Source organism: Trichococcus patagoniensis, assembly GCF_003051085.1.
GTDB classification, from domain to species: Bacteria; Bacillota; Bacilli; order Lactobacillales; family Aerococcaceae; genus Trichococcus; species Trichococcus patagoniensis.
The window spans coordinates 64,126-87,602 of sequence record NZ_QAOM01000002.1 but is presented as its reverse complement, the minus strand read 5'-3'; the positions used below and the strand labels follow the sequence as shown (position 1 = coordinate 87,602).

The window sequence follows — 23,477 nt, the reverse complement described above, 5'->3', positions numbered from 1 at the left end:
GGATCACCGGCACACACCTCTTCTCCGGCGAACATTCGCTCCCCGGAACTAAGCTACCCGCACCACCACCACTTCCGACGAGCGTCAGCCCCGTCGGAGCAGGCCAACCAGGCCAACCAACCAGCTAAGACAAACAAAAAAAGCACACCCTCAACCAGCAACAATGCTGGTTGAAAAGTGTGCTCATAACGATAATATTTACTGAATCAATCAATTCCCCAAAGTCGACTCTACTTCTTGCAAACTCGGCAGGGCGGGGATTGCACCGTATTTTGTACAGGTTAGCGCGCCTACCACATTGGCCACTTTCAAAAAGTCCGCTAGTTTAGCAAAGCTTAATGCTGCTGTTCCTGCTTTTTGGATTTGATATAGCAAGCCTCCTGTAAAAGCATCGCCTGCTCCGGTTGAATCCACTTGTTTGATCGCGATCGAACCGACTACTTGCTGAGCCTCTAAACTCTGTAAGTGCGTGCCGGATTTGCCTAAAGTGACAGCCAGATATTTAGCGCCTGATGCACAAATCATTTGAGCGCCCTTACTGATATCTGTTTCACCAGTAATCAACGTTAATTCTTCATCACTCAGCTTCACAAAATCGGATACCGCAATGAATGTCCTGACTTTTTCTAAATAATCAGCCAGTTCCTCGGGTGCAATCAAAGTATCCCGGTAATTCGGATCAAAACTAATGAATGCGCCTTTGGCTACGGCCTCATCCCTTAAGCGAAAATAGCTCTCTTCTAATGCGCCGCCAGAAAAACCCAGCGCCGCTCCAAAGTGCACAATATCTGTAGCATGTATATCAGACAAAGGTAAATTGGCTGCTTCATAGTTACCGGCTGCACCTTGGACAAAAGAAAAACTTCTTTCGCCGGCCTGATCGATCCCTACAAAGGCTAAAGTGGTTGTTCCTTTTTGAATCATCCCTTGCGTCTGAACACCATGTTCCACCAACGTGTCTTTTAAGTGATCACCAAAATCATCTTTCCCGACTTGGCCCAGGAAACTGATCTCTCCCCCTAATTTTGCGACAGCTGCCGCAACGTTGGCTGGTGCTCCTCCAGCATTTTTTTCAAACTGTTTTCCGTGGCGCAGCCCCGAAGAATCCGTACAAACAAAGTCTATCAAAGCCTCGCCAATACAGTATATATGTCCCGGCATAAAGGTGCCTCCTTCACTAAATTTCCCATTGTGTTGCTGTTACAGACGCCTGTCCGTCTGCGAAAAATTCTACTTGATTCTGGTCTGATTGCGAATAAATACGCGCTGTAAAGACCTCTAACCCATCATTCACAAAAATTTCCACTGAAGATTCATCCATAAATAAGTGAATCTCTAATTCTTCTTCAGAAAAATCGCATCGACGGACTGTGCCGTATTCATCCGTCACTGATTTTCCGGATTGACTCCGATCAAACACTAGTTTTTTAGCTGCAAGGTCATAATAGAAGGAAGTTGCTTCCGCTGCTCCCTTGCGGAAAGCTAAACCGACACGTGTCCCTTTTATGTCTTTAAACGTTGCTTTCAGTTCATAGGTTCGAGCTGAAAAGTCTGTTACCAACAACGCTTCGTTTTCCAATTTCATTTCTTTCGCGACCGCTTTCCCGCGTAAAGCTGCCAGCTCTGGGACTGGACGTTGATACAGTTGTCCGTTTTGCAAGCTTAGTTCACGAGGAATCGTCAAACAGTGCGCCCACCCAAACGCATCCGTGACACAATCCACACCCGGAAGGCCTAGCCAACCAACTAACAGTTGACGCCCTTGAGGATCAGTCATCGTTTGCGGCGCATAGAAGTCAAAGCCGCGATCCAATTCGTTGAATGTCTCTGTCACTTGAAATTCACCTGTAGCAAAATCAAGCGGTTCTCCAACTAGGTAACCAGACTGATAAATGTTATGATAGGCATCTCCCTCGGGCTCCATGCCTTGAGGCGAGAACAGCAAAACGCCTTGATCAGCTAGTTCAAAATAGTCCGGACATTCCCACATAAAGCCTTGGTTCTCTGAGGCAACATTCCCTTTTAGCGCTATTGCTTGTTGGTACGTCCAGTCTTTTAAGTCCTCGGAAACGTAGTACGCGATCGCGCCTTGATGATCACTTGTTTCAGCGCCGATAATACAATAATAGCGCCCCGCTTGTTCAAGTACTTTAGGGTCTCGAAAGTTATCGGTATAGCCTATCGGCGAATCACTGATCACCGGTTCCGCGTCTTTCTTGATTTGGTTGTCGCTCCCCATTATTGCGTGACACTGGTAAGGAATACGCGTCCACTCTTCCGTTCGCGTATTACCTGTATAGAATACATGCAGCTGATCGTTTTCCACAAATCCAGTCCCTGAGAAAACGCCATGACTGTCATATGCCGTATCCGGTTCCATGGCAATGCCTAAATCTTGCCAGTCAACCAAATTGTCCGAAGCTACATGATACCAGTATTTCACACCATGAACCGGGCCCAAAGGAAACCATTGGTAAAATAAGTGATATTGCCCGTTATAATAACTAAAGCCATTCGGATCATTCAATAATCCTGTTTTCGGTTGAATATGAAACTTTTGCCGATAAGGACCCGCACTGACTTGTTTTGTCAGCTCTGACATATAGGCTTCGGGAACATCTTCCATTCTTTTATACCGCTCTTCTCTTGTCCATTCCATTTTACTATCCCACACACCTTCTCTTTTCTCTGATACCATTAATTTAACTTGCTTTTTCCTTGACTCATCTTAGCGAACAGGATCGTAACAACAAAGGTTACGACGAAGGCAATGCCCAACGCAACCATGTATTGAACCATTGATTGCGGTCGAATGACGATCACTCCCGGTAACCCTGCAGGCCCTTGAGATACAGAAAGAACTTCCCTCCAAGTAGCATAAGCTGCTCCAGCTGCGGAGCCTATCAATGCTGCAACAAATGGGTATTTCAGTTTTAAATTAACCCCGAAGACAGCAGGTTCCGTAATCCCCAATAAAGCAGATATTCCGGCTGCTGAAGCAATAGCTTTCATTTTGACATCTTTTTTGAACAGGTAAAAAACTGCCAGTGCCGCGGCACCTTGCGCTACGTTTGAAGCAGCGACTACTGCAAAAGTAGGCGATCCTCCAAGCGTTTCGATATTCGCTAAGATTTGCATTTCCGAGGTAACCAAACTATGGTGCATGCCCGTAATAACGAGTAATGGATAAACAACACCATAGATGGCGCCACCTATAGGTCCTAATTCAAAAAATAACCACATCACGCCGTTCGTCATCCAATCGCCGACCACGCGCATAACCGGTCCAATCGCTATAAAGGTGAAGCTGGCTGTAAACAAAACAGCCAATAATGGTGTAATAATGTTATCTAACATCATTGGGATAAATTTGCGCAATACTTTTTCCGTTTTAGCCAACACAAAGGCAGCGCCGATAACCGGCAAAACCGTACCTTGATAGCCGACTTTAGCGATTTCAAAACCAAAAACATTCCAAACCGGCACAGTATTATCCAACACTGCTTGTCCGTAGCTGTAGCCATTTAATAAATCCGGGTGAATCATGATTGCTCCGATAACAGCACCTAAAACAGGTGTCCCGCCAAAAATCTTGGCTGCATAAAAACCAATCAAAATCGGTAAAAATACAAAAGCAGTATTCGCAAAAATATTGATCATTTCCGCTAAATCCGCAAACTGTGGATACGCTCCAATCACCGTTTCGCCAGAAACAAACAAGCCTTCAGCTGTTAATAAGTTATTCAAACCCATTAATAAACCTGAAGCTACCAAGGCCGGCAAAATCGGCACAAACACATCCGCCAACGCCTTCAGTATACGTTGCGCAATATTTAACTTGGATGATGCAATCTCTTTCAATTCTTCCTTGCCTACTTCAGATAAATCAGTTTGAACCAAAAACTCCTGATAGACTTGATTCACCAGTCCCGTACCCAAAATAATCTGGAACTGTCCACCGTTGTTGAAAGAGCCTTTCACCCCGTCAATTTCAGCGACGATATCTGTCTCTATCAGACTGTCATCTTTCAAAACGATCCTTAATCGCGTCGAACAATGGGCAGCTGAAACAATATTTTCTTCTCCACCGACTCCATCAATGATTTGTTTTGTCAGTTGTTTTATGTCTAACTTACTCATGATGCACCTCCGTATTTTTAAAAATGAAACGTTTCATTTTTAATATAAACATATAACTTCAAGTTGTCAACCCTTTCCCAGAAGGATTGCAGCCTGAAGTCAATGCGGAAGAAAAGCGGAACGGGTTCGTTCAGGCCTGAGAGAAATTTAGGAAATCTGTCCGACTGAGCATCGAAGAGCGCAATAGGACAGATTTATCTAATTTCCGAAGGGCTAACCCGTGAAGCTGGACATCATTTTAGATGCATGAAACATTTTGCAAACTTGTGAAACACCTACGGTGATGCACTTTTCACTCAGGAAAATTTTATAAATTCCTATATGTGAGCAAATGCTTTACTCCTTAGTGGTTGCACCCGGATGATAAGTTACCGGTAAAATGGTTTTTAGTGGTGCTTCTTTTTTCTCGATAACATTGATCAAACACTTCACTGCCGCGGCTGCAATCGCAGGAATCGGTTGGCGGATACTGGAAAGACTGGAGGGTATATTAGTGGATTGTTGACTGCCATCAAATCCAATCACTTGGACATCTTCAGGCACCCGAACCTTATTTTTCTGCAATAGCTCCAACACTTCATAGGCCTGTTCATCATTTACCACAAAAATGCCATTGACCGCTTTATTTATAATAATCTGTTGCACGAGTTCAGGCAATTTTTCATTAAATTCGTGGTGGCGACCTTCATAATAAATGATCTCCGATTCAATGCCATGCGTCTGACAATACGCTTGAAATCCCCGATAACGATCTCTGGTTGAATTATCATAAATAGAACCATATCCTATAAACGCCAATTTCTTTGCGCCTGCTTGGATCAACTTTTCAGCTGCCAGTCCTCCCCCAGCAAAATTATCACTCATGATTGTTGGAATCTTCTCGGAAAAATAACGGTCAATGCTGACAATCGGCATCTCACTAGAAATATACTCATCCACATTGCTGTACGTTAATGCAATCAAGCCATCAACCTTGTTTTGACGAGCCATCGAGATATATGCGACCTCATTCTCATAATTGTTTTGTGTATTGCACAAAATTAATTTGGATTGATAATTCCGCAACTCAGCTTCAATATAAAAAGCTAATTCACTAAAAAAAGGATGCCAAATAGTTGGAATAATTAAAGCGATCGTATGTGTTCGGTTCGTCCTTAATCCAGTCGCATACGTATTTTTTTCATAGTTCAAATCCTTGATCGCTTGTTCAATCGCTATCGTCGTTTTTTCTTTTAATTTGCCGCCGTTCAAATATTTCGAAACACTTCCCACAGATACCTGAGCTAGTTTTGCAACATCTTTGATTGAAGCCATCTTTTTTCTCCTTCGTCCTCACTTTATACAACTAAGAATACCATTGCCGGACAGATTGCTCAAATGAAGTTAGCAAGCTGACGATTTCATCCGGTAAGGGGCTGCTCTGCCGGAGGACAAGATCCCAAAAGACTATCACCTCCGACCACGGCGGCTTCGCCGGAGTACAGCACTCGCGCAATGCAAAGTCCTCCGGCGAACATTCGCTCGCCGGAACTGAGATCGCTGGCACACTCCCTTCTCCGGCAAGGGATTTCCTCCTGTAAAGGGTTGCTCTGCCGGAGGAAAACATCCCAAAAGATCATCACCTCCGACCACCGCGGCTTCGCCGGAGTTCGGCCACCGGAAAATAGTTGTCCTCCGGCTAGCATTCTCTTGCCGGAACTGAGATAGCTGGCACAGTACGCTTCTCCGGTGAGAGATTTCCTCCTGTAAGGGGGTGCTCTGCCGGAGGAGGACATCCCAAAAAATCATCACCTACGACCTCAGCGGCTTCGCCGGAGTTCGGCCGCCCGAAATATAACGTCCTCCGGCGAACATTCTCTCGCCGGAACTGAGATCGCTGGCACAACTCCCTTCTCCGGCAAGGGAGTTCCTACTGTAAGGGGCTGCTCTGCCGGAGGAGGAGATTAAAAAAAATCATCACCTTAGACCACGGCGTTAATAGAAAGAGCTTCAAACGTATTTACTTATCTGTACTTTTCTTTTATATAGGCTGCTCTTTTTTCTAAATCTGGGTATATATTTCCTTGATTAATTCCAAGTTCTTCTAATTGTTCACGAATCTTTCCCTTTGAAGAACAAGGAACTATATATCTAACTACCTCTTTATCAATTTTGTACGCAAATTTAAGATTCATACGCTTTAGGTAGCTCGATTGCTCATTATTTATCTTTTCATGAAACGATGTCTTATTTGTAAATCCATAACTAATAAACGCTCCTGACTGATTCATAATACGATCATTATTTTTCAAAGGTAAGCATATCTTAAACTCAAAAAGATCACGAGGATCTAAAACATCTGAAAAAAATACTCCTGATTTTCTTGCTTCGTGTATTAGTTTCTTTACACTATCAAGTTCATTAAATTTATCTACCCTCTCTTTTTTTTCTAAATGATATATTTTTTTTGCACAAGTATGAATTTCTTTTTTTAAATTGTATGGTAAAAAGGCTAAAGAACTCTGAATTTCAACGGTATCACTTGAAAATTTCTTAACTGCATTTTTTTGCGCCGAAAAAACGATTACTTCCCCATCTACATATCGTGAGTTTTGATCCGTAATAGTTGTAGAAAAAAATAAAGCAGATAATACGTTGGAACTAATATCCAACAATCTCGTAGGTAAACTAAAATGCTGCATTTCTGTCAATATTTCCAGGTGTTTCTTCAAATTATTGAATTTTTTTGAACTAACAGTCTGGAGCTCTGAATAAAGGTCATTTTCGTTTTTATAATATTTTTCTGATCTCATTATTGAGGGAATAGACTTGAAATTTAGATTCTCATGCCCTCTAAAAAAATAACTTCTTTCTTTTTCATCGTCTGATTCAGATAGAGTACTATTACTAAAAAGAGTGATAGCATCTTCAACAGAATTAATAATGTTGATCTTTGCATTTTTTCTAATTAAATATTTTTCTTTTACGCCATAATATTGATTAAGTGTTTCATCTTGTAGAAAACCTCTTGTTTTTTGTAATTCCTTGATCATTACTTCCATTGAAGGTTTGTGTGTACTTACAATACACTGATTAATAAAAGCCGTTTTCAATTGGTCAATTATTTTTTTTTCATTACTTACTTTCTCGGTAATCCTTTTATCTGCTTCATTTTCAAAATACTGTCTCTCAACATCGATAAAAGAATCGAAATGAAATTCACTGGTTTTTTGCATTCTCATAAAATTTTCTCCTCTGATGACTTCTTTTGTCTTCAAAATAAGTTATGTATCCAGTCATTCACGTAATAAAATAGCAATAACTTTTTACTTCAGTAATACACTATGAGTTCAGATAATCATTTTGGTATTATTTAAGCAGAGTTGCCTTTTTTCCCTCCTATAATACTCTAAGTCTCTTATTGATAACTGACTTAAGTTAAATAAACTCTAGTGTAGTGTATTGTTGAAAAATAAGGTAATTCATCAGTAATTATGATTATCCTAAATCTATACTTACAAGCTACTTCCAAGAGCAATAAGAAATACGAATTACTCTACATACCAATGAAACACTACACTAGTATTCGAAGAAAAGGGATTTTCTACTGAACAAAAATCCTAAACGAGCCCATACCAAGATGACTGAGGATTTTTAAAGACATTTTCTGGTAATCCATTTGCTACAATTTTACCTCCTAAATCGCCGGATTCAATCCCAAAATCCAACAAATAATCTGATATTTTTGCAATGAAATCCATATTGTGTTCAATGATTATAATGGTTTCACCCTGTGCTTCCAACTTCAACACAACTTTCTCAAGTAGTTCGATATCCTGGAAGTGAAGTCCTGATGTTGGTTCATCAAGGATATATATTTTCCTGCTTTTTGTCGGAGCACCCAATGATTTTGCAAGTTTGATTCGTTGCGCCTCTCCTCCCGACAGTTGCATCGACATTTGCCCTAATGAAATATATCCTAACCCTATATCATCCACACATTTTAATTTTGAATATATAGGTATTACGCCATCAAAAATTCCAAACAATTCACTTATCGGTGCGTTCAAAATATCGTTGATGGTTTTATTTTTATATTTAACCAATAATAGATCATCATGATATCTTCTTCCACTACATTCTGTGCATTCGATGTATGAATCTGGTAGGTAATTCAATTCAATTTTCTGGAAACCTGTACCCTGACAACTTTCACATCTCCCACCAGGTACATTCAGACTAAAATCTGATGCAGTAAATCCATTGATTCGGGCATATTCTGTTTGTGAGAATAATTGTCTGATATTATCAAACACATCTAAATAGGAAGCAACTGTAGAACGAGATGTTTTCCCGATGGGTTTTTGATTTACAAAATCAACGTTTTTAATTTTTGTAGGATTACTATAATTCTTACACTTGATAGCTTTTCCACTTGCAACACAGTTTTCAATCACAGATACCAGTGTGCTTTTTCCCGAGCCGGATACCCCTGTAATGCAGGTGATCCTTTCCAACGGAACTTCAACATCTTGATTTATAATGTTTCGGAAATTGATGTTTTCAAACCGCATCCAATTCCTTGGCACTTTCTTTTCTTTAAATTCATAAACCATTTCTGATTCTTTGCTTACTTGATTTACATCCTCATTGATAACATACCCGCCTTCTGGTCCGCCAACAGGACCAAGTTCAATCACCTTATCTGCTTCAGAGATGTATTTCCCATTATGTTCGATTGCAATCACAGTGTTTCCCTTTGCTACAAGATTTTTGGTTGCATCAATAATGCTGATTATATTTCTCGGATGTAATCCTTTGCATGGTTCATCCAATATATAGACTAGCCCCGATAATGCACAGTTTAATTGTTTGCATATCCTGACACGTTGTACTTCTCCTCCAGAGAGGGACGGTATACTACGATTCAAACTCAAATAGCCAACATCCAGCGCAATCATATTATGTGTTCGTACTAAGAGTTGATTCAATAATTGATCTACTTGCTCATGAATGTTACTTTGCGCATATGTATATTTTACCTTTCCTGTCCATTCATCTAATTCAAATAACGGCATATTTTCCACATTTGATATATTCTCATTACAAATGGAATACGCCAATACCGTTTCTTTTAGTTTTGATCCTTTGCAGGCTGAGCATACTTGTTTTATTAAGTACTTTGAAATACTTGCGAATACAGATGGGGTGTCGATATCCTTCAACTTATCCTGTAGTTCTCTCATTGCCCCCTTAACTTCAACACTTTTATGCTTAGTCCTGCCTTTTGGGGTTTTGAATTTCAGCTGAATACTTTCGCTGTTGTCTCTATATAAAAGTATTTCTTTTTCTTCATCTGATAAATCACGCACCCTTTTATCCAGATCGATGTTGTGCACAGCACAGAGAACAACCAGCGTCTGATATTCTTGCGAAGTATCTTTTCCCTTAAAATATGAAATTGCACCATTACGTAAAGTTTTTTCCTCATCCGGTATCAAACTATCCAGCGAAACTACATACTCTTCACCAAGACCTTTGCATTTTTCACAACAGCTATTCGGATCGTTTGAAGAAAAAAAGCTTTCCTTTAGCGTCAAGCCCTCGCTAAAATTTGTGATCAATGCAAATAATGTTCTGAGATAATGTGAGCTGTCCGATAGTGTGCCTATAGTAGAACGTGGATTTGAATTATAATAATTTTGAGACACATTTAACGCTGGTCTTAAATTTTCAATAGAGCCGACATGTGCCTTATTCATTATCTTTTGTGTAAACATATTTCCCGACAGATTTTCCAATAATTCTCTTTGGCTTTCAGCGTACAAAGTGTCATAAATCAGGGATGATTTTCCACATCCGGATACGCCGGTTACACACGTAAATTTGTCGATTGGTATCTCCACATGTATGTGCTTCAAATTATTTTCATAAGCATCCCTAATGATAATATTGTCCTTCATGACCGCACCACTCACAATCTTCCCTCCTTACGAATATTTTATATGTAACATCCATACTGTATATATCGAATTCACCTCTTCGATTAATGTTGGCTGGGGTGATGTCTTCAGATAAAATTTTGATAGCTTCCATTCCGATCATACTTGCAATTATTGAACACATCGGCCCAAAGCTTCCGACTTTTCTGTTGCTCACTGCCAGTTTTTTGACGCGATTGATGTCGATCGTATTCTCTTCCTCAAGCTGTTTCTGAAAACATTTCACACATGCAGAACTTCCAGGGATCACTGATTGACCAATGAGTGATAGATGGAGATTGTATCCTCCTCCAACTATATGGGGAATCCCTCGTTTCATTGAATATTCTCCGACCCATAAAGAGGTAGTATCAACATTGGGCTGATCTGCGCAATTTATTATCAAATCTATTTTTTCATCATTAAATGAATCCAGTATATCAGCATCGAGCATTTCACAAACTTTAGTTACCTTAATCTCGTGATTGAAATCATGCAATCTCTCAGCTAAAGCATCAACTTTTCTTCTTCCAATGTCACTCTCCCCGTATCCAAATTGTCTATGTAGATTCGATAATTCCACCTTATCGGGATCAAGTAGAATAAAATTCCTGACACCAGATTGAACTAAATTTGCGGCTACCCAAGAACCGACTGCTCCCAAACCAACAATCAAAACCTGTGCATTTTGAATGTTTTGCCATAAATGTACCAGATGATCGTGTGATACAGAAAAATCTTCCAGGAAATGGATCGTTCTGCGAAACTTTTCATATTCATCAAACGCTTCTTTCGGAGAAGCATTGGCCAGTATTCCTTTACTGCTTAAAAAGTTCAATAAGGGATTCAACTCATCTAGAGATACTGCATTTTCTTTTGCTATTTCTGCTATTGACTTTAACCCATCCAATCCACATACTATTTTCAATATTGAATCATCTTCAACCTTGATCCGTACTTGTTGCCTCGTGTTTGTTTTGAAGAATTCCAGAATAGTATCGCTTATTTTTACCACTGAGACGGTTGAATTTAATTTAGGCATCATATTCCATCACCTCCACAAACCGGACAATTATTATTTTTCATGACATTGAGATAAGTTAAACTCAGATCTGTAAATAATAATTCTCCTCTTACTTTATATTCTTCGCTGATGTTAACCAGCCCAGCAATATATTTTATTATTTCGATTGCTGCAAATGATGCTGAAAATAGTGACATTGAGGCTAGCCCACCGATTTCTGTATATCGTTCTCGCACAGGGTGTTCCTTTGGTTTCCACCCCTTCAGCGTCTCCTTGAAATGTCCCGCATAGCATTCAACACAAGGCGTTACATGTGGAATTATCAGTTCCCCCGTACTTGCTAAATGGGCATCAAAACCACCTGCAATATAATGCGGAATATTGTATTGGATGCAGCATCTGGAAATTTTTGAAGATGTATACCCAATATAGGGTTCATCCAATGTGTTGATCACAAAGTCAGCTTCCTTGATATACCCCTCAATATCAGAATATGGATTCATGCTCTCCTCTATTGCATAGACTTCAACAGAATGATCTATTTTATATAGTTCTTCTTTTAACGCAGCTACTTTCCCCTCTCCAATATGTTCCTCTCTAAAATACATATGTCTGGATACATCGGAGCACGCTACTGTATCGTAGTCATATAACGTTATATTTTTTACGCCAGCCATAACTAACTCCATTGCTATATTCCCACCTATGGCTCCACAACCAAAAATTAATACATGTGCGTTCATCAATTTCTTCTGACCATAGATTCCTTCCTCTTCACTCCCCAGGAACTCTGAAAAGTAGTTTATCTGACGACTATAGCGTTCATGCTCCTCCACACTCAATATATTGTCCTTTACTTTAGTATCAGTAATTAATCTATTGCTTTCCATTAACGCCAATACAAACGCTACAGATTCATTGTCACTCTGATGATGAACAGTCATGTAATCTTTCAATTCTTGTACTGTGTGCTTACCATCAATTTGCTCAATCAATAAAATCATCTCTTTATTGATCTTAAAACTTTTTCTTTGTCTAGTATTCATATAGTAGGCCATTAAATATTTTTCATCGCTTAAGAACAGATCCACGGAATCCTTGATCTTATATACAGTTTGGTTATCCATTACGCTTCCTCCATGAAGAAATTTTCCCGGATTGAAAGAACCTCTTCTTTAGAATTCACTATCAGTGAATCTATCAATTTGATATCAAATATTTTTGCAATTGTACCAATTTTCTTTGTTAACGAGATATCCGCTTCCGTTATTTCTAATACTCCACTTGGGTGGTTATGTGCAATAATAATTTGTGAAGAATTGGACAGCAAAGCTATCTTGAATATTTCTGCAATACTGACTTTCACACTTTCTATACTTCCTATTGCAACGCAAGCATAATTAATTATCCGATTCGTACTATCTAAACAAATCAGTCCGACATTTTCAACGTTAGATTTTCCAATTTTTTTTGAAAATATCTCACCTGCGCACTCAACTCCAAAAGCATAATTTGTTTCCATATCTATCTCAAATCTATGGTCTGTGACTAGTTCTAATCTTACGCTGTCTAAAATCATCTTTTCTTTTCCCTTCTATAAAAAAACTGCTGCAACCCAATTTTTATAGGTTACAGCAGAATTATCCATATGATCATCAAAAATTAATACTGGATTACTCCACCTTCAACTTCAAGGAACTTTCCCCATTCATCTTCAGTAGAAACGTAACCGTTTCTTGTACACACTCGAGTACAGCAATCTGATCTACCGCCTGAACAATCTGCCGTATAATCGGCAAACAATTCACTTTCATTTACTTCTTCAAATTGTAAATTATTCACAGCACTCATCTCCAATACTATTTCCTTTAATTATATAATATTATTCAATTTTTTCAACACAAATTTTAAGCGCTACCATCCGGATACGGTTATCTTCTTTTTCTCTATTACTCAGAATCAATGAAACATAATGTTAGTGTTTCTTCAAAAGTGGATCATTCGCTTTAGTGGAATCTTCCAAAAAGATGATTACCTCCGACCAACGTGGCTTCACCGGAGTTCGACCCCGCGCGACGCATCTTCCTCCGGCCAACATTCGCTCACCGGAGTTGATCTCCCCGGCGTAACCCTCTCATCGGAGAACAACATCCAAAAAGATCATCACCTCCGACCAACGCGGCTTGGTCGGAGGTGCGCTTGTTTTGCGGATGCTTGCTCCGGTTGAGATAGGCCTCATCGGAGGTGGGCACACCTTTGACGTTTCTCAGATATTCAGGGCACGGACGATGTCCTCTACCGTATTTTGATACGCATCCAGATTTTCTCTGATGATGTTCTCTACGATCAGGTCGCTGATCGCTTGCATATCGATGCGGGCTAGATCGATTTCCTTAATCGAAACTGCGACTCCTCGGCGTTTGAGTTCGTCGATGTTTTCGGTGTCTTCCAGGACACCTTCCCTTTCGATAAGCACGAGGTTCCGTTTGGAAAGGAGCGACTCGGCGATGGTGCCCCAGCCGGCTTTAGCGATCACGAGGTCGCTGGCGGCGAGGTAGTTGTGGGTGTCGAAGGTTTCGACGGGGAGTTGGACCACGGTGGCATCGCCGGTAGCGGTGATATTGATGCCGCTGGTTGTAAAGATGGTGCCGTCGTAGTTGTCGATTTGGATGTTGTTCAGATCTGCTGATTTGCCGCAAGTGATGAAGATGCTCGGACCATATTGGGCTTTGATGGCGGCGATGCGGTCAGAATCGAAGCGGCGGCAGATGAAGCCGGTCTGTTTTCTTGGTATGGATAGCTTGGGTGCCGGCAGCATCAAGTCGTATTCGATCAGGATGTCTAGTTTGGCGTAGACTTCCCTGAAGCGGGCGATGATGGTTTCGGAAAGGCCGAGGTGCTCGTACTGTTCGCACCAAGTGAAGTTGGCGATGCCGATGTTGCGCACACCTAATTGTTCTCCCACTTGAATGCCGATGGCGCTGATGTCACTGATAACGCAGGCGACGGATAGATCGCGCAGAATGGTGACTTCCGCGGCCACGGCGGTCTCCCAACCAGCCATGAAATCGTTCAGCTCGTGTTCGAGACGTGGGATGTCGACTTGGAGACTGTTGTCCTTGTTGACGAGGCCGACCTCGGTGCAGATGTCCCGGTAGGTCACACGGTTGCCGAATCGCGCCAGATAAACGCGAGCGAAGGCATTCTGATATGCGCCGCTCGCGAGATAAACCCGGTGATCAGTCGTCTCCAAAATTCCCTCAATGATCGCCAGGCAACGGGTCATGTGCCCGAAGCCGTGGGAGGATGCGTAAAATGCAAGGTATTGATTGTTCATGGGGTGCTCCTCATTTTCTGATTATGTAAAACAGTATAGTAATTATGAATATTCCAAGAAATACACTATTGTAATTATGTTTCGTGTATAGCTGAATACACTTACTTAGATATCTGGAAAATAATAAGAGATTGCTATGACTGCAATTATTGCTGTAACAACAAAAAGAATTAGTGTCGAGAGTAAATTATTAATAAACTTAAATCGGGTAAACTTTAGTATTGGCCAAGAAATAGGCTTTTTCATAGTTTTTACTCTTTCATAGAAATGAAGTGAGTACATGACATAGACTATACCATGCACGCTATTGATTTCATTTCTGGCTCGATTTGCTCGAGAGGATGCTAGTTCTTTTGAAAGCCAGTTTTTCATGGCACTCAGATGCTTGTTATTATTAAAAGGGTTATTTATTCTTGAGATAAATTTTTTCAGTCTATTGACTATCTTTTCCACGATTATTTTGATTGAGCTTTCATCATACATGCTCCTCAAATTGTCTGTTTTTTTTCTTAAGAAACCATGCAGTAAATTTTTTTCTGTAACGGTTTCGTATATTCTCTTCCATTTGATAATTTGTATTTGCTGATTTGATTCCTTACCAGGCGCGCATTTTTCTGTATGGAATTTGATTATAAAATTCTTAGTACCTAGCAGTTCTTTTATTGGTTTATATCTTCTTCTTTCAATCCATGACGTAAAGATGAAAAATATAAAGATCAAAATATCAATTATGGTCTTCATACCTAAATTCATGATATTACTGATCATCAAACGGGTGAATCCTGTAATGGTACGCGCTTCAGTAGATTCACTGAAATTCATGATTCCATCTACAGGTGAAAACAAAGACAGAATGAAGTAAAGGATGAATATATTGGACTTATATTTGATAAAAAATTCAATGACACTTTTTCCTAGGGAACAAAGCATGGCCCAAACATCAGGATGTACTTTAATTTTAATTCCACGTAGACGTTCATTCTCAAAACTTTCAGTTGCTTTTTTCTGACTTTTGTTTATGTCAGCAAAGGTGTATGAAGTTGAATTATGCGTTAATACATTGAAGTGCATTCTCCTTTTCATAACCTGTCTTTGTTCGTCAATAACACTATTATTTATGCTCAAATACGAGATCCCGTAATAGGACCACTCATGCTCAAAAAAAGGCAATCCCAGTTCAGCTAAAGCCTCTCTTTGAATTTCGTTGTTTAAATCAATTCTATATTTTGAATCGAACTCCATTGAGGGCAAGTCTTCAAATACACTATTTCTGTAGAATGACACATTCGGATCTCTGAACTCAGATTGTCCGTTCACGGAGCAATAGTATTGACTGTTGTCTATGGTAAGTTCTCCTCTTTTGCCAATAAGAAGGTAATCATCCTTTGTTACAATATTGGCAGAAACGGCAACCGTATTGCTATTCAGACTTCGTTCAAGATATTGATTCAGGTTGTCAATCATCCATTTTTCGTAGTCACGCTGCGCATCAGTTGTAGGGCTTAAAAAGATTCTTTCAGTATCAGTATCGTTTACATCAATTTTTTCTGATTCCGTTGTTGATTCTTTTTTCGTTTCTATTTCTGATTTATCCTCAGGTTCACAGTCAGACTTCGGATTGTATTCAGGATTATACAGATACTCATTTTGGATATTATCCTCATGCTGATCAAAATTCATCATTAACTCAGATCGCTTCAGATCGTTTGTTTCTGAATCCTCTACTTTTGATTGAAAAAATGGCTGTGATAAAATGGCTGGATTATCAAGCATATCTACAGTTGCAAATGTTGTTCGGACAACCTCAAATACAATGTATTTCATTTTATCTGCAGCTGTTGGCTTTTCTTCATAGCGAATTTTGATTACTTTCGGCATCACGCCACTGTAATAAACGTTATCAAAATTATTATGATATTTATCTATATTCGCTTTATCAAAAGTCAGAAGACTGAATAACTCGCCACTACTATTACCACCGCAACTTTTCAAAATTAAAGTGTTGTTCTGACAGTCATACCGTTGGGTTATTTCGTTTACTACTGATAGCGGCCATATCCCCTTAATATATATCACAGAAAAATCATCATTGAACTGCCAGTATAGGCTGTTTTTATAATCTTCTTTTCTGAATTCTTTGGGAAATTCAATAATTCCGCTGAAACAGTCTTTCAAAATTTGGAGGAATTCCCGCTGATCCTGTGCAGATAATTTAACACTGAAGCCGAAATGTGTTGCCATCTGTAAAATAGCACGTCCCAATAAAGTAATGTGCATTTCATCAGGCAGCTGACAGTAAGAACCTATTGTAATCGAATTTGATTTCTTGTCCTTGGTCCAACCATCTTTAACAAAAAGATTCACGTACTCGTGTTTATTCTGCTCTACTTTGATCTTTCGCCAAAAATTATCCGGATTATTGATTTCAAATCCGCAATCTTCACTATTAGTATTCTCGGGAAATAAGAATTCTTTTAGTTTAACTTCATCAAATTTAGGACTTAGACCATGATAGTAATCCATCTTTTCATATTTTGCTTCTAAAGTCACTGACACTTTTGCTTCATCATTCATAACGAAAAGCTTCATATTGTTGACTTCTTTTTCTTTTGTCACTTCTGCTAGCTGATCTTTTAGTTGTTTGTTAAAAGATAAAAGGTCAAAGTTGTATTGATCTCTCATGCATGACTCCTCGTCTACTCAGTGAGTTTTTATGATGTTTATACACACAGTCATCGTAAGGCATGTGGTTACATATATACCAAATTTCGCAACATCAGCAATAGCTTCAAAACATAATTCAGCACCTGTAAAGATCCATAGATGAAACGTATAATACCGGCTAACTCCTGCTCATAATAGTTCCTCTTCTTTGTTTATGTTTGTTATTGGTCGTCTGCTTTCCTCCGATAAGGGTGATTTTCGTCGGAAGTGAGCTATTTGGCGCAACGCTGTTCTCCGAGCAGGCACTTAGCTCACCGGAGATGGCTGCTTGCGTTGTGGCCGCAGCAGGAGCTACACCATCGGGTGAATTACAAAAGCTTCTGCTTCAGTTCTTTCCATCTGTTTTCCACAAATAGAACATAAATCCCAATGCCCAACGACGCTCCGCTGTTGTCTATCAAAACATCCAGCAGATTCGGGGTGCGGCCGGGAACGAAGGCTTGGTGCAGTTCGTTGGTGATGGCGTAGCCGATGCAGAGCAGCAATGTGAAGCCTACCCCTTTTTTACCCGTCAAGCCGATCCGTCTCACCGCAACCAGAACGATGATTCCCAACACAAGATAGGCAAGAAAATGGGCGCATTTGCGGATGAAGTGATTCAATGTTAGGACATTCACGTCAGGCCGGAATAGCTTTGCCAGGCTGACGATGGCCGTCGTCACTTTTGTGCTCAGGAGGTTCGATTGTTCTCCGGGCTGTGCTGAAAGCTTGAAGATGATCGCCATCCAGAAGACCACCGCCAGTAGGATCAGCAGTTTGCGTTGGTTGACTTTCAGCATATCCACAGGCCTCCTTTATTTTCATTTGATCAAAAAACTGGCTCCAGAAGAGCGTCTTTCTAATCGCTATTGGTTATTATTAAAATAATTTGCTTCAACAGCTTCTTTTTCGTCTGCCCACCAGTCTTTATTGACCCTATACCATTCTATCGTGTCCGCCAAGCCCTCCCGGAAATCAACAAATTGCGGTTTCCACCGCAACTCTTCGCGTAACTTTGTAGCGTCGATTGCATAACGCAAATCGTGTCCCGCGCGATTTTTTACATGATCATAAGCATCTTTCGGTTGGCCCATTAGTTCCAGAATCAGTTCAAGAACGTGCTGGTTGTTCTCTTCTCCGTCGGCACCAATCAAATAGGTTTCCCCGATCCGGCCCTTCATCAAAATCGTCCATACCGCCGCTGAATGGTCATCCACATGGATCCAATCGCGCACATGTTTTCCGTCCCCATATAGTTTCGGACGCATGCCCGATAGGATATTGGTGATTTGGCGTGGGATAAATTTTTCGATGTGTTGGTAAGGGCCATAGTTATTGGAACAGTTCGAAATGGTCGCTTTTAGACCGAATGAACGTACCCAAGCCCTGACCAACAAGTCAGAACCTGCTTTTGTGGCTGCATAGGGGCTGGAAGGATTGTAAGCTGCCTCAGAGGTAAATTTTTCACCAGGACCTTCCCCTTTTCCGGGCAAGTTCTCACGCAATGGCAAGTCGCCGTACACTTCGTCCGTTGAAATATGGTGATAACGCACGCCGTATTTTCGGCAGGCTTCAATCAACGTGTACGTTCCAATGATGTTCGTCTGAACAAACGGAAAAGGATTGCTCAATGAATTGTCATTATGCGACTCGGCAGCGTAATGCACGACCGCATCCGCCTCTTTCACAAGCCGATTCACAAGTTCGGCATCCATGATATTCCCTACAACTAGTTCTACCCGATCTACCGGCAGCTCAGCCAGATTCTTCTTGTTTCCCGCATAGGTCAGTTTGTCCAGAACTGTGATGTGCACTTCGGGATGGTTGTCCACTATAAAATGAACAAAATTCGATCCGATGAATCCGGCCCCGCCGGTAACAATGATATTTTTCATTCTCTTTGTCTCCCAGAACTTCATTTCCACGGTAAAGGACTCCGGTTTATAGTCTGACACTAAAAAAAGTTCCTATAATATAAAGATAGGCACAGACCGGTAATCCCAGCCTGCACCTCACTCCATTTAATATACAGTCACAGCATACGCCAAACCAACTAGATAAGCGGTTTTATTGCCGGGGCTGAGGATCCGAAAAGACGATTACCTCAGACCACGGCGGCTTCGCCGGAGTTGGGGTATGCTCAAATGATCCAGCTCCGGCGAAAGCATTCTCACCGGAGTTGGTTCATCGGCGCGAGTCTGTTCTCCGATCAGGGGCGCGCTCGTCGGAGCTGGCGCCCCAGCACACCCTCAGGTGTGCTAATCTTCAAAACAAACACCCGAAAAACGGTATTTCTACATCACTGAAGCAGCCGTCTCAGCAGCGGCCGTCTCTCCGCTCAATTCTTTCCCAAGCGCAATAATATATTCCTTCAGCTTCCCTTTGATCTCCGGGTGCGTCAAACCATACCCGATGCTTGTCGTCATAAACCCAAACTTATCCCCGACATCATAGCGCGTGCCTTCAAATCGCTTCGCAAACACACGCTGCGTTTGGTTCAAAGTATCGATCGCATCGGTCAGTTGAATCTCGCCGCCTGCGCCCGGCGTCTGGTTCTCCAGAATGTCGAAGATCTCCGGCGTCAACAGGTAACGGCCGATGATGGCCAAGTTGCTCGGTGCTTCCTCCGCTTTCGGTTTCTCCACGAAACGGCTGACATTGTACAGCCCCGGCTCCAACTCGGAAGCGATATCGATGATGCCGTATTTCGACGTCTCCTCGTAAGGCACTTCCATGACCGCGATATTCGATGCATGCGTGCGGTCGTAGGCGTTGATCAGTTGCTTCGCCAATGGCACTTCATCTTCCATCAGGTCGTCCCCAAGCATGACGACGAAAGGTTCCTGGCCGACGAAGGCTTTTGCCTGCAGGACGGCATGGCCAAGCCCCAATGGATAAGCCTGACGCACAAAGTGGATGCGCACGCCTGTAGTTTCTTGCACCAACGCCAACAACTCGTCCTTGCCTTTTTCGCGCAGATTCATCTCCAACTCGACATTGGAATCGAAATGGTCCTCGATCGCGCGCTTGCTTTTGCCCGTGACGATCAGGATTTCCTCGATGCCCGACGCGATGGCCTCCTCGACGATGAATTGGATGGTCGGCTTATCGACGATCGGCAACATCTCTTTCGCCATCGCCTTCGTAGCCGGTAAAAAACGCGTGCCGAATCCGGCCGCCGGAATCACTGCTTTTCTAACTTTATGCATACTGTTATTCGCTCCTTTAGGTTTAATACGGTCAATGATACAAAATCCACAAACACTCGAAATTGTCTTATGATGATTTCAAAATACCTCATGATACTATTTTCACTCACTCCCAAATTTTACTACATTTCCATGAAAATAACTATATTGATTTTTAATCTTGGGACATAAGTAAACGGTTACTTCTAATGAAAAATTAATCTTATGGCAAGGCAAAGAAAAAGGCACAAACTAATTTTTTAGTCTGTGCCTGCGAGCTTAGTTGTTGACCTTATACCATCCGAGGTGGTTGTTTCATCTTCCTTCGTTGCTTCCCCGGAGTTTGTGCATTCATAAGAGTGCGTAGCACCGATGAAGGACTCGCTCATCGGTACAGAGTCTCCAAATGGGAGCGCAACTCCGTCCGGCCAACATTCTCACGCCGGAGATAGGTATTCGGCGCGAGATTGTTCTCCGACGAAGGGGGCGCTAACCGTGGGACAGCTTATCGCTTTCCTGAGGCGGCAGCAAATAGCAAGGTGATTTGTACATAATGGGTAATTATTCGGGGAATCATTAAGCAAACTTATATTGTCCGAAAAATCTAGTGTATCGTTGATAATTAAAATAACGTTGATAGTCTCAAATCTTTTTATACGTTGTGAATATGGTTTTATTCTACAATCAATAAAATTTATTTTCTCGCATTACTATTGTATAAAATAATTTTACGATATATAATTTAATGTGAACTTATGGGTTGTCGGGGAGTTTATCCCTTGGAGAGATTTACTCTATCTCAAATCACAAAATGATTTTCATAGCCTTTACCTTGTTTCTCGTTATTTCGATAATCAGATATTTGAGCCTCCAGGCTCAGCAAGCAACAATAAAGGGAGTGGTGTCTATGAAAATTAGTCTATTTTTATCAAGCATGCTAGAGTCCTTATGGTCTATGGCAATGAGTTTTGTGATTGGGAGGAGTAGCTCCCCGAGAGCCTATAAATTCATTTCAAAGATTTCCATTGATATCCGCCGATCTAAATACCAACTTTCTCAGCCAATTATGAAAAAGGATTTTAAAATTCTATTGCTCGGAGCTAGCTATAATCCTTAAAACAAACTTCACTATCGAATTTAACTAAAGGTTTGATTCAATGGAATGACCAAAAAAATACGAAAAGCTTTAGAGGAGATTTTTCAACCGAAAAATCTCCTCTAAAGCTTATTACCTGGATTCCCGATAAAATTATAACGAGGAGCGTTAAATGGTTGATAAATCAATGTTTCCCAGATAAACCTCGTTATAAATCATCGTGGCAATTTATAACGAGGTTTATCGGAAAAGACCGTAGGTAAGGGATTTTTCAGTACCACGTTATAATAATCCGGGAATGAAGGTTATTAATGCTGTCCCCTTGAGATATACCCGAAGCATCTCAAGTAAGTTCATTCAACTCTTTTGCAAGCTCGAAAGAAATTAATTTATATGGTTCTGTCTCTTTATACGCTTTTTCTTTGTGCATATAATCGACGATGTCTTTTGAACGATAATTATTGAATTTTTTTGAAATCATCTCTAAAACACTCAATTCTTCGATTGTGAAACTTGAAATATTTACTTCGCTATTTGGTAGAATTTTATAGCTGATATAATCGTTAAGCATTTCCTCTTCCACTGTGACTGTCGGTAAATGAATAATCTCATCGTACGCTAAAGGCAACGCACCATATGGCATATGTTTATACACTAAACCCGTCATTGATTTTCCAAATCTTTTAAAGTTGACTACATCCGCATACCACAAAAGTTTCATAAGTTTAACTTTATATAAGTTGTTTACGAAATTAGCAAAGTATCCAACAACGTTTGCAACCTTCTCCAAATTTAATGCTCTATATCCATTGTAATCGCTCTCGTCTTCGTAATTTACGTAAATGCTGTTGATCTCTTGTATTTTTAGGTATTGAGTTCCAGACTCCTCAACACGCTTAATAATCTTATTTCTAATTTTATGATACTTTTCTTCCGTAAATCTAGCCTCATGCTTCTCCAAACTCTGTAGCGCAAAAAATGGGTTTTCACCTGTCATCCGCATAAGATTATCGTAGGTTTCATCTTGTATTGTCTTGCTTTCGTAGCGTGTGACAGTGACATCTCCCCAACCAAGCAAATTTGAAAATTCACTCTGAGTTAACTCGTAAAAATTACGAATCTCCGCTATCTCATTAGAAGTCAACAAACCTCTTCCGATTCGATAAGCGTCTCTGGCTCTTAATAAATTTTCATCCATAACCCTTGCGGACACGAATTCATTCTCTTCTTCACCCGTTATTGGACATAGAAAAAATACTTCCTCAAAGTCTACAACTTCTCCCTTAACAATTCCTTGGGTCATTCTCTTCCTTTTTTCAACATTATGAATTTCCCCGCAAACAGGACAATCCATCTTAACCTTCTCGATTAAATATTCTTTATTCATTCCTTATACCCCCTTTTTGCCTCCAGTTGTTTACTTGTACGGCAAATTTTTCGGAAATGGAAATCTTGCAAAATGAAAGGACACACAGAATATTTTGTGCTTTTCTCTATCTCGAATTTTTACCTTTACATAGACGTCTTTATTTTTTATTTGTTTTGCGAAAGCAAAAAAAGGTGGCCGTTCGCTGCCCAAGTCATCAATAACAGTTTCCTTATACTCGCTTACTTCCAATGCCATCAATTGGTTTACGACATCATTACTGTCAAATTCCAGCTCCAGTAAGGTATTGCCTGTAGTATACGGATCTGTCGGAGACTCAGCTTTTTTCTTCAATAAAATATCCAAATCTACATCCACGTTGAATGCAGGATCCGTCAGTATTTCTTTCAGTTCAGAAAGAAATGTTTTCACTTCTCCTTCAGACGATATTATTTTTTGACTCACGCGCACACCTCCTAGTCCACATATTATAAACTATCAATTGATAGTTTGTCAATTACAATCCTAAGCCTATTCCCATGCGATAACTGCTTCGGATAGCGGGTTGTGTTGCTCCAAAGACTAAACTTCCGGATGGGCGCTGAACTCCGATGAGTGTAAGGCTCATGGGATGTGCGTGATCCGAACCGGCTGGATCTCCGG

The 23,477-nt window shown here is 40.7% G+C and carries 17 protein-coding genes; all 17 read right to left on the bottom strand.

What is annotated here, in order from left to right:
- Positions 1-210: 210 nt before the first annotated feature.
- Entirely contained in the window at positions 211-1,161 is a 951-nt protein-coding gene (locus C8U37_RS01650; RefSeq protein ID WP_108031557.1) for a carbohydrate kinase family protein, read from the bottom strand.
- A 16-nt stretch (positions 1,162-1,177) separates the two neighbouring features.
- Positions 1,178-2,698, bottom strand: coding sequence for a glycoside hydrolase family 32 protein (locus C8U37_RS01645; protein WP_245879736.1), 1,521 nt, complete (start codon positions 2,696-2,698; stop codon positions 1,178-1,180).
- Positions 2,698-4,140, bottom strand: a complete 1,443-nt coding sequence (locus C8U37_RS01640; protein WP_108031556.1) for a sucrose-specific PTS transporter subunit IIBC — start codon at positions 4,138-4,140, stop codon at positions 2,698-2,700. The genes C8U37_RS01645 and C8U37_RS01640 overlap by 1 nt, the downstream gene beginning before the upstream one ends.
- 336 nt (positions 4,141-4,476) lie before the next feature.
- Positions 4,477-5,454, bottom strand: coding sequence for a LacI family DNA-binding transcriptional regulator (locus C8U37_RS01635; RefSeq protein ID WP_108031555.1), 978 nt, complete (start codon positions 5,452-5,454; stop codon positions 4,477-4,479).
- A gap of 689 nt (positions 5,455-6,143) precedes the next feature.
- Positions 6,144-7,361: an FRG domain-containing protein gene (locus C8U37_RS01630; RefSeq protein WP_108031554.1), complete on the bottom strand. Its 1,218-nt coding sequence runs from the start codon at positions 7,359-7,361 to the stop codon at positions 6,144-6,146.
- 378 nt (positions 7,362-7,739) lie between these two features.
- Positions 7,740-10,097 (bottom strand): excinuclease ABC subunit UvrA, encoded by a 2,358-nt coding sequence (locus C8U37_RS01625; RefSeq protein ID WP_211306093.1) that lies wholly within the window; start codon positions 10,095-10,097, stop codon positions 7,740-7,742.
- Positions 10,060-11,145 (bottom strand): HesA/MoeB/ThiF family protein, encoded by a 1,086-nt coding sequence (locus C8U37_RS01620; RefSeq protein ID WP_108031553.1) that lies wholly within the window; start codon positions 11,143-11,145, stop codon positions 10,060-10,062. The genes C8U37_RS01625 and C8U37_RS01620 overlap by 38 nt, the downstream gene beginning before the upstream one ends.
- On the bottom strand, positions 11,142-12,251 hold the full coding sequence (locus tag C8U37_RS01615; RefSeq protein ID WP_108031552.1) for a HesA/MoeB/ThiF family protein: 1,110 nt from the start codon (positions 12,249-12,251) through the stop codon (positions 11,142-11,144). Before C8U37_RS01615 ends, C8U37_RS01620 begins: the two co-directional genes overlap by 4 nt.
- On the bottom strand, positions 12,251-12,703 hold the full coding sequence (locus C8U37_RS01610) for a JAB domain-containing protein (protein ID WP_108031551.1): 453 nt from the start codon (positions 12,701-12,703) through the stop codon (positions 12,251-12,253). The genes C8U37_RS01615 and C8U37_RS01610 overlap by 1 nt, the downstream gene beginning before the upstream one ends.
- Before the next feature lie 83 nt (positions 12,704-12,786).
- Positions 12,787-12,966, bottom strand: a complete 180-nt coding sequence (locus C8U37_RS01605) for a hypothetical protein (RefSeq protein ID WP_211306092.1) — start codon at positions 12,964-12,966, stop codon at positions 12,787-12,789.
- 424 nt (positions 12,967-13,390) lie between these two features.
- Positions 13,391-14,461, bottom strand: a complete 1,071-nt coding sequence (locus C8U37_RS01600; protein ID WP_108031549.1) for a glycosyltransferase — start codon at positions 14,459-14,461, stop codon at positions 13,391-13,393.
- 105 nt (positions 14,462-14,566) lie between these two features.
- Positions 14,567-17,143 (bottom strand): hypothetical protein, encoded by a 2,577-nt coding sequence (locus tag C8U37_RS01595; RefSeq protein WP_108031548.1) that lies wholly within the window; start codon positions 17,141-17,143, stop codon positions 14,567-14,569.
- 350 nt (positions 17,144-17,493) lie between these two features.
- Entirely contained in the window at positions 17,494-17,964 is a 471-nt protein-coding gene (locus C8U37_RS01590; RefSeq protein WP_108031547.1) for a VanZ family protein, read from the bottom strand.
- A gap of 66 nt (positions 17,965-18,030) precedes the next feature.
- Complete coding sequence (gene rfbB, locus C8U37_RS01585; RefSeq protein ID WP_108031546.1) at positions 18,031-19,059, bottom strand: dTDP-glucose 4,6-dehydratase; 1,029 nt, start codon at positions 19,057-19,059, stop codon at positions 18,031-18,033.
- A gap of 399 nt (positions 19,060-19,458) precedes the next feature.
- Positions 19,459-20,373, bottom strand: a complete 915-nt coding sequence (galU, locus tag C8U37_RS01580) for a UTP--glucose-1-phosphate uridylyltransferase GalU (protein WP_108031545.1) — start codon at positions 20,371-20,373, stop codon at positions 19,459-19,461.
- 1,418 nt (positions 20,374-21,791) lie between these two features.
- Entirely contained in the window at positions 21,792-22,835 is a 1,044-nt protein-coding gene (locus C8U37_RS01570; protein ID WP_108031543.1) for a type II TA system antitoxin MqsA family protein, read from the bottom strand.
- Positions 22,836-22,865: 30 nt separating this feature from the next.
- Positions 22,866-23,279: a hypothetical protein gene (locus C8U37_RS01565; RefSeq protein WP_108031542.1), complete on the bottom strand. Its 414-nt coding sequence runs from the start codon at positions 23,277-23,279 to the stop codon at positions 22,866-22,868.
- Positions 23,280-23,477 lie beyond the last annotated feature (198 nt).

Bases quoted from the DNA above. Each gene is read 5' to 3' on its own strand.
- C8U37_RS01590 (WP_108031547.1), bottom strand. From the start codon at position 17,964: ATGCTGAAAGTCAACCAACGCAAACTGCTGATCCTACTGGCGGTGGTC.
- C8U37_RS01640 (WP_108031556.1), bottom strand. From the start codon at position 4,140: ATGAGTAAGTTAGACATAAAACAACTGACAAAACAAATCATTGATGGA.
- C8U37_RS01570 (WP_108031543.1), bottom strand. From the start codon at position 22,835: ATGAATAAAGAATATTTAATCGAGAAGGTTAAGATGGATTGTCCTGTT.
- C8U37_RS01610 (WP_108031551.1), bottom strand. From the start codon at position 12,703: ATGATTTTAGACAGCGTAAGATTAGAACTAGTCACAGACCATAGATTT.
- rfbB (WP_108031546.1), bottom strand. From the start codon at position 19,059: ATGAAAAATATCATTGTTACCGGCGGGGCCGGATTCATCGGATCGAAT.
- C8U37_RS01630 (WP_108031554.1), bottom strand. From the start codon at position 7,361: ATGAGAATGCAAAAAACCAGTGAATTTCATTTCGATTCTTTTATCGAT.
- C8U37_RS01615 (WP_108031552.1), bottom strand. From the start codon at position 12,251: ATGGATAACCAAACTGTATATAAGATCAAGGATTCCGTGGATCTGTTC.
- galU (WP_108031545.1), bottom strand. From the start codon at position 20,373: ATGCATAAAGTTAGAAAAGCAGTGATTCCGGCGGCCGGATTCGGCACG.
- C8U37_RS01650 (WP_108031557.1), bottom strand. From the start codon at position 1,161: ATGCCGGGACATATATACTGTATTGGCGAGGCTTTGATAGACTTTGTT.
- C8U37_RS01595 (WP_108031548.1), bottom strand. From the start codon at position 17,143: ATGAGAGATCAATACAACTTTGACCTTTTATCTTTTAACAAACAACTA.
- C8U37_RS01645 (WP_245879736.1), bottom strand. From the start codon at position 2,698: ATGGTATCAGAGAAAAGAGAAGGTGTGTGGGATAGTAAAATGGAATGG.
- C8U37_RS01635 (WP_108031555.1), bottom strand. From the start codon at position 5,454: ATGGCTTCAATCAAAGATGTTGCAAAACTAGCTCAGGTATCTGTGGGA.
- C8U37_RS01600 (WP_108031549.1), bottom strand. From the start codon at position 14,461: ATGAACAATCAATACCTTGCATTTTACGCATCCTCCCACGGCTTCGGG.
- C8U37_RS01620 (WP_108031553.1), bottom strand. From the start codon at position 11,145: ATGATGCCTAAATTAAATTCAACCGTCTCAGTGGTAAAAATAAGCGAT.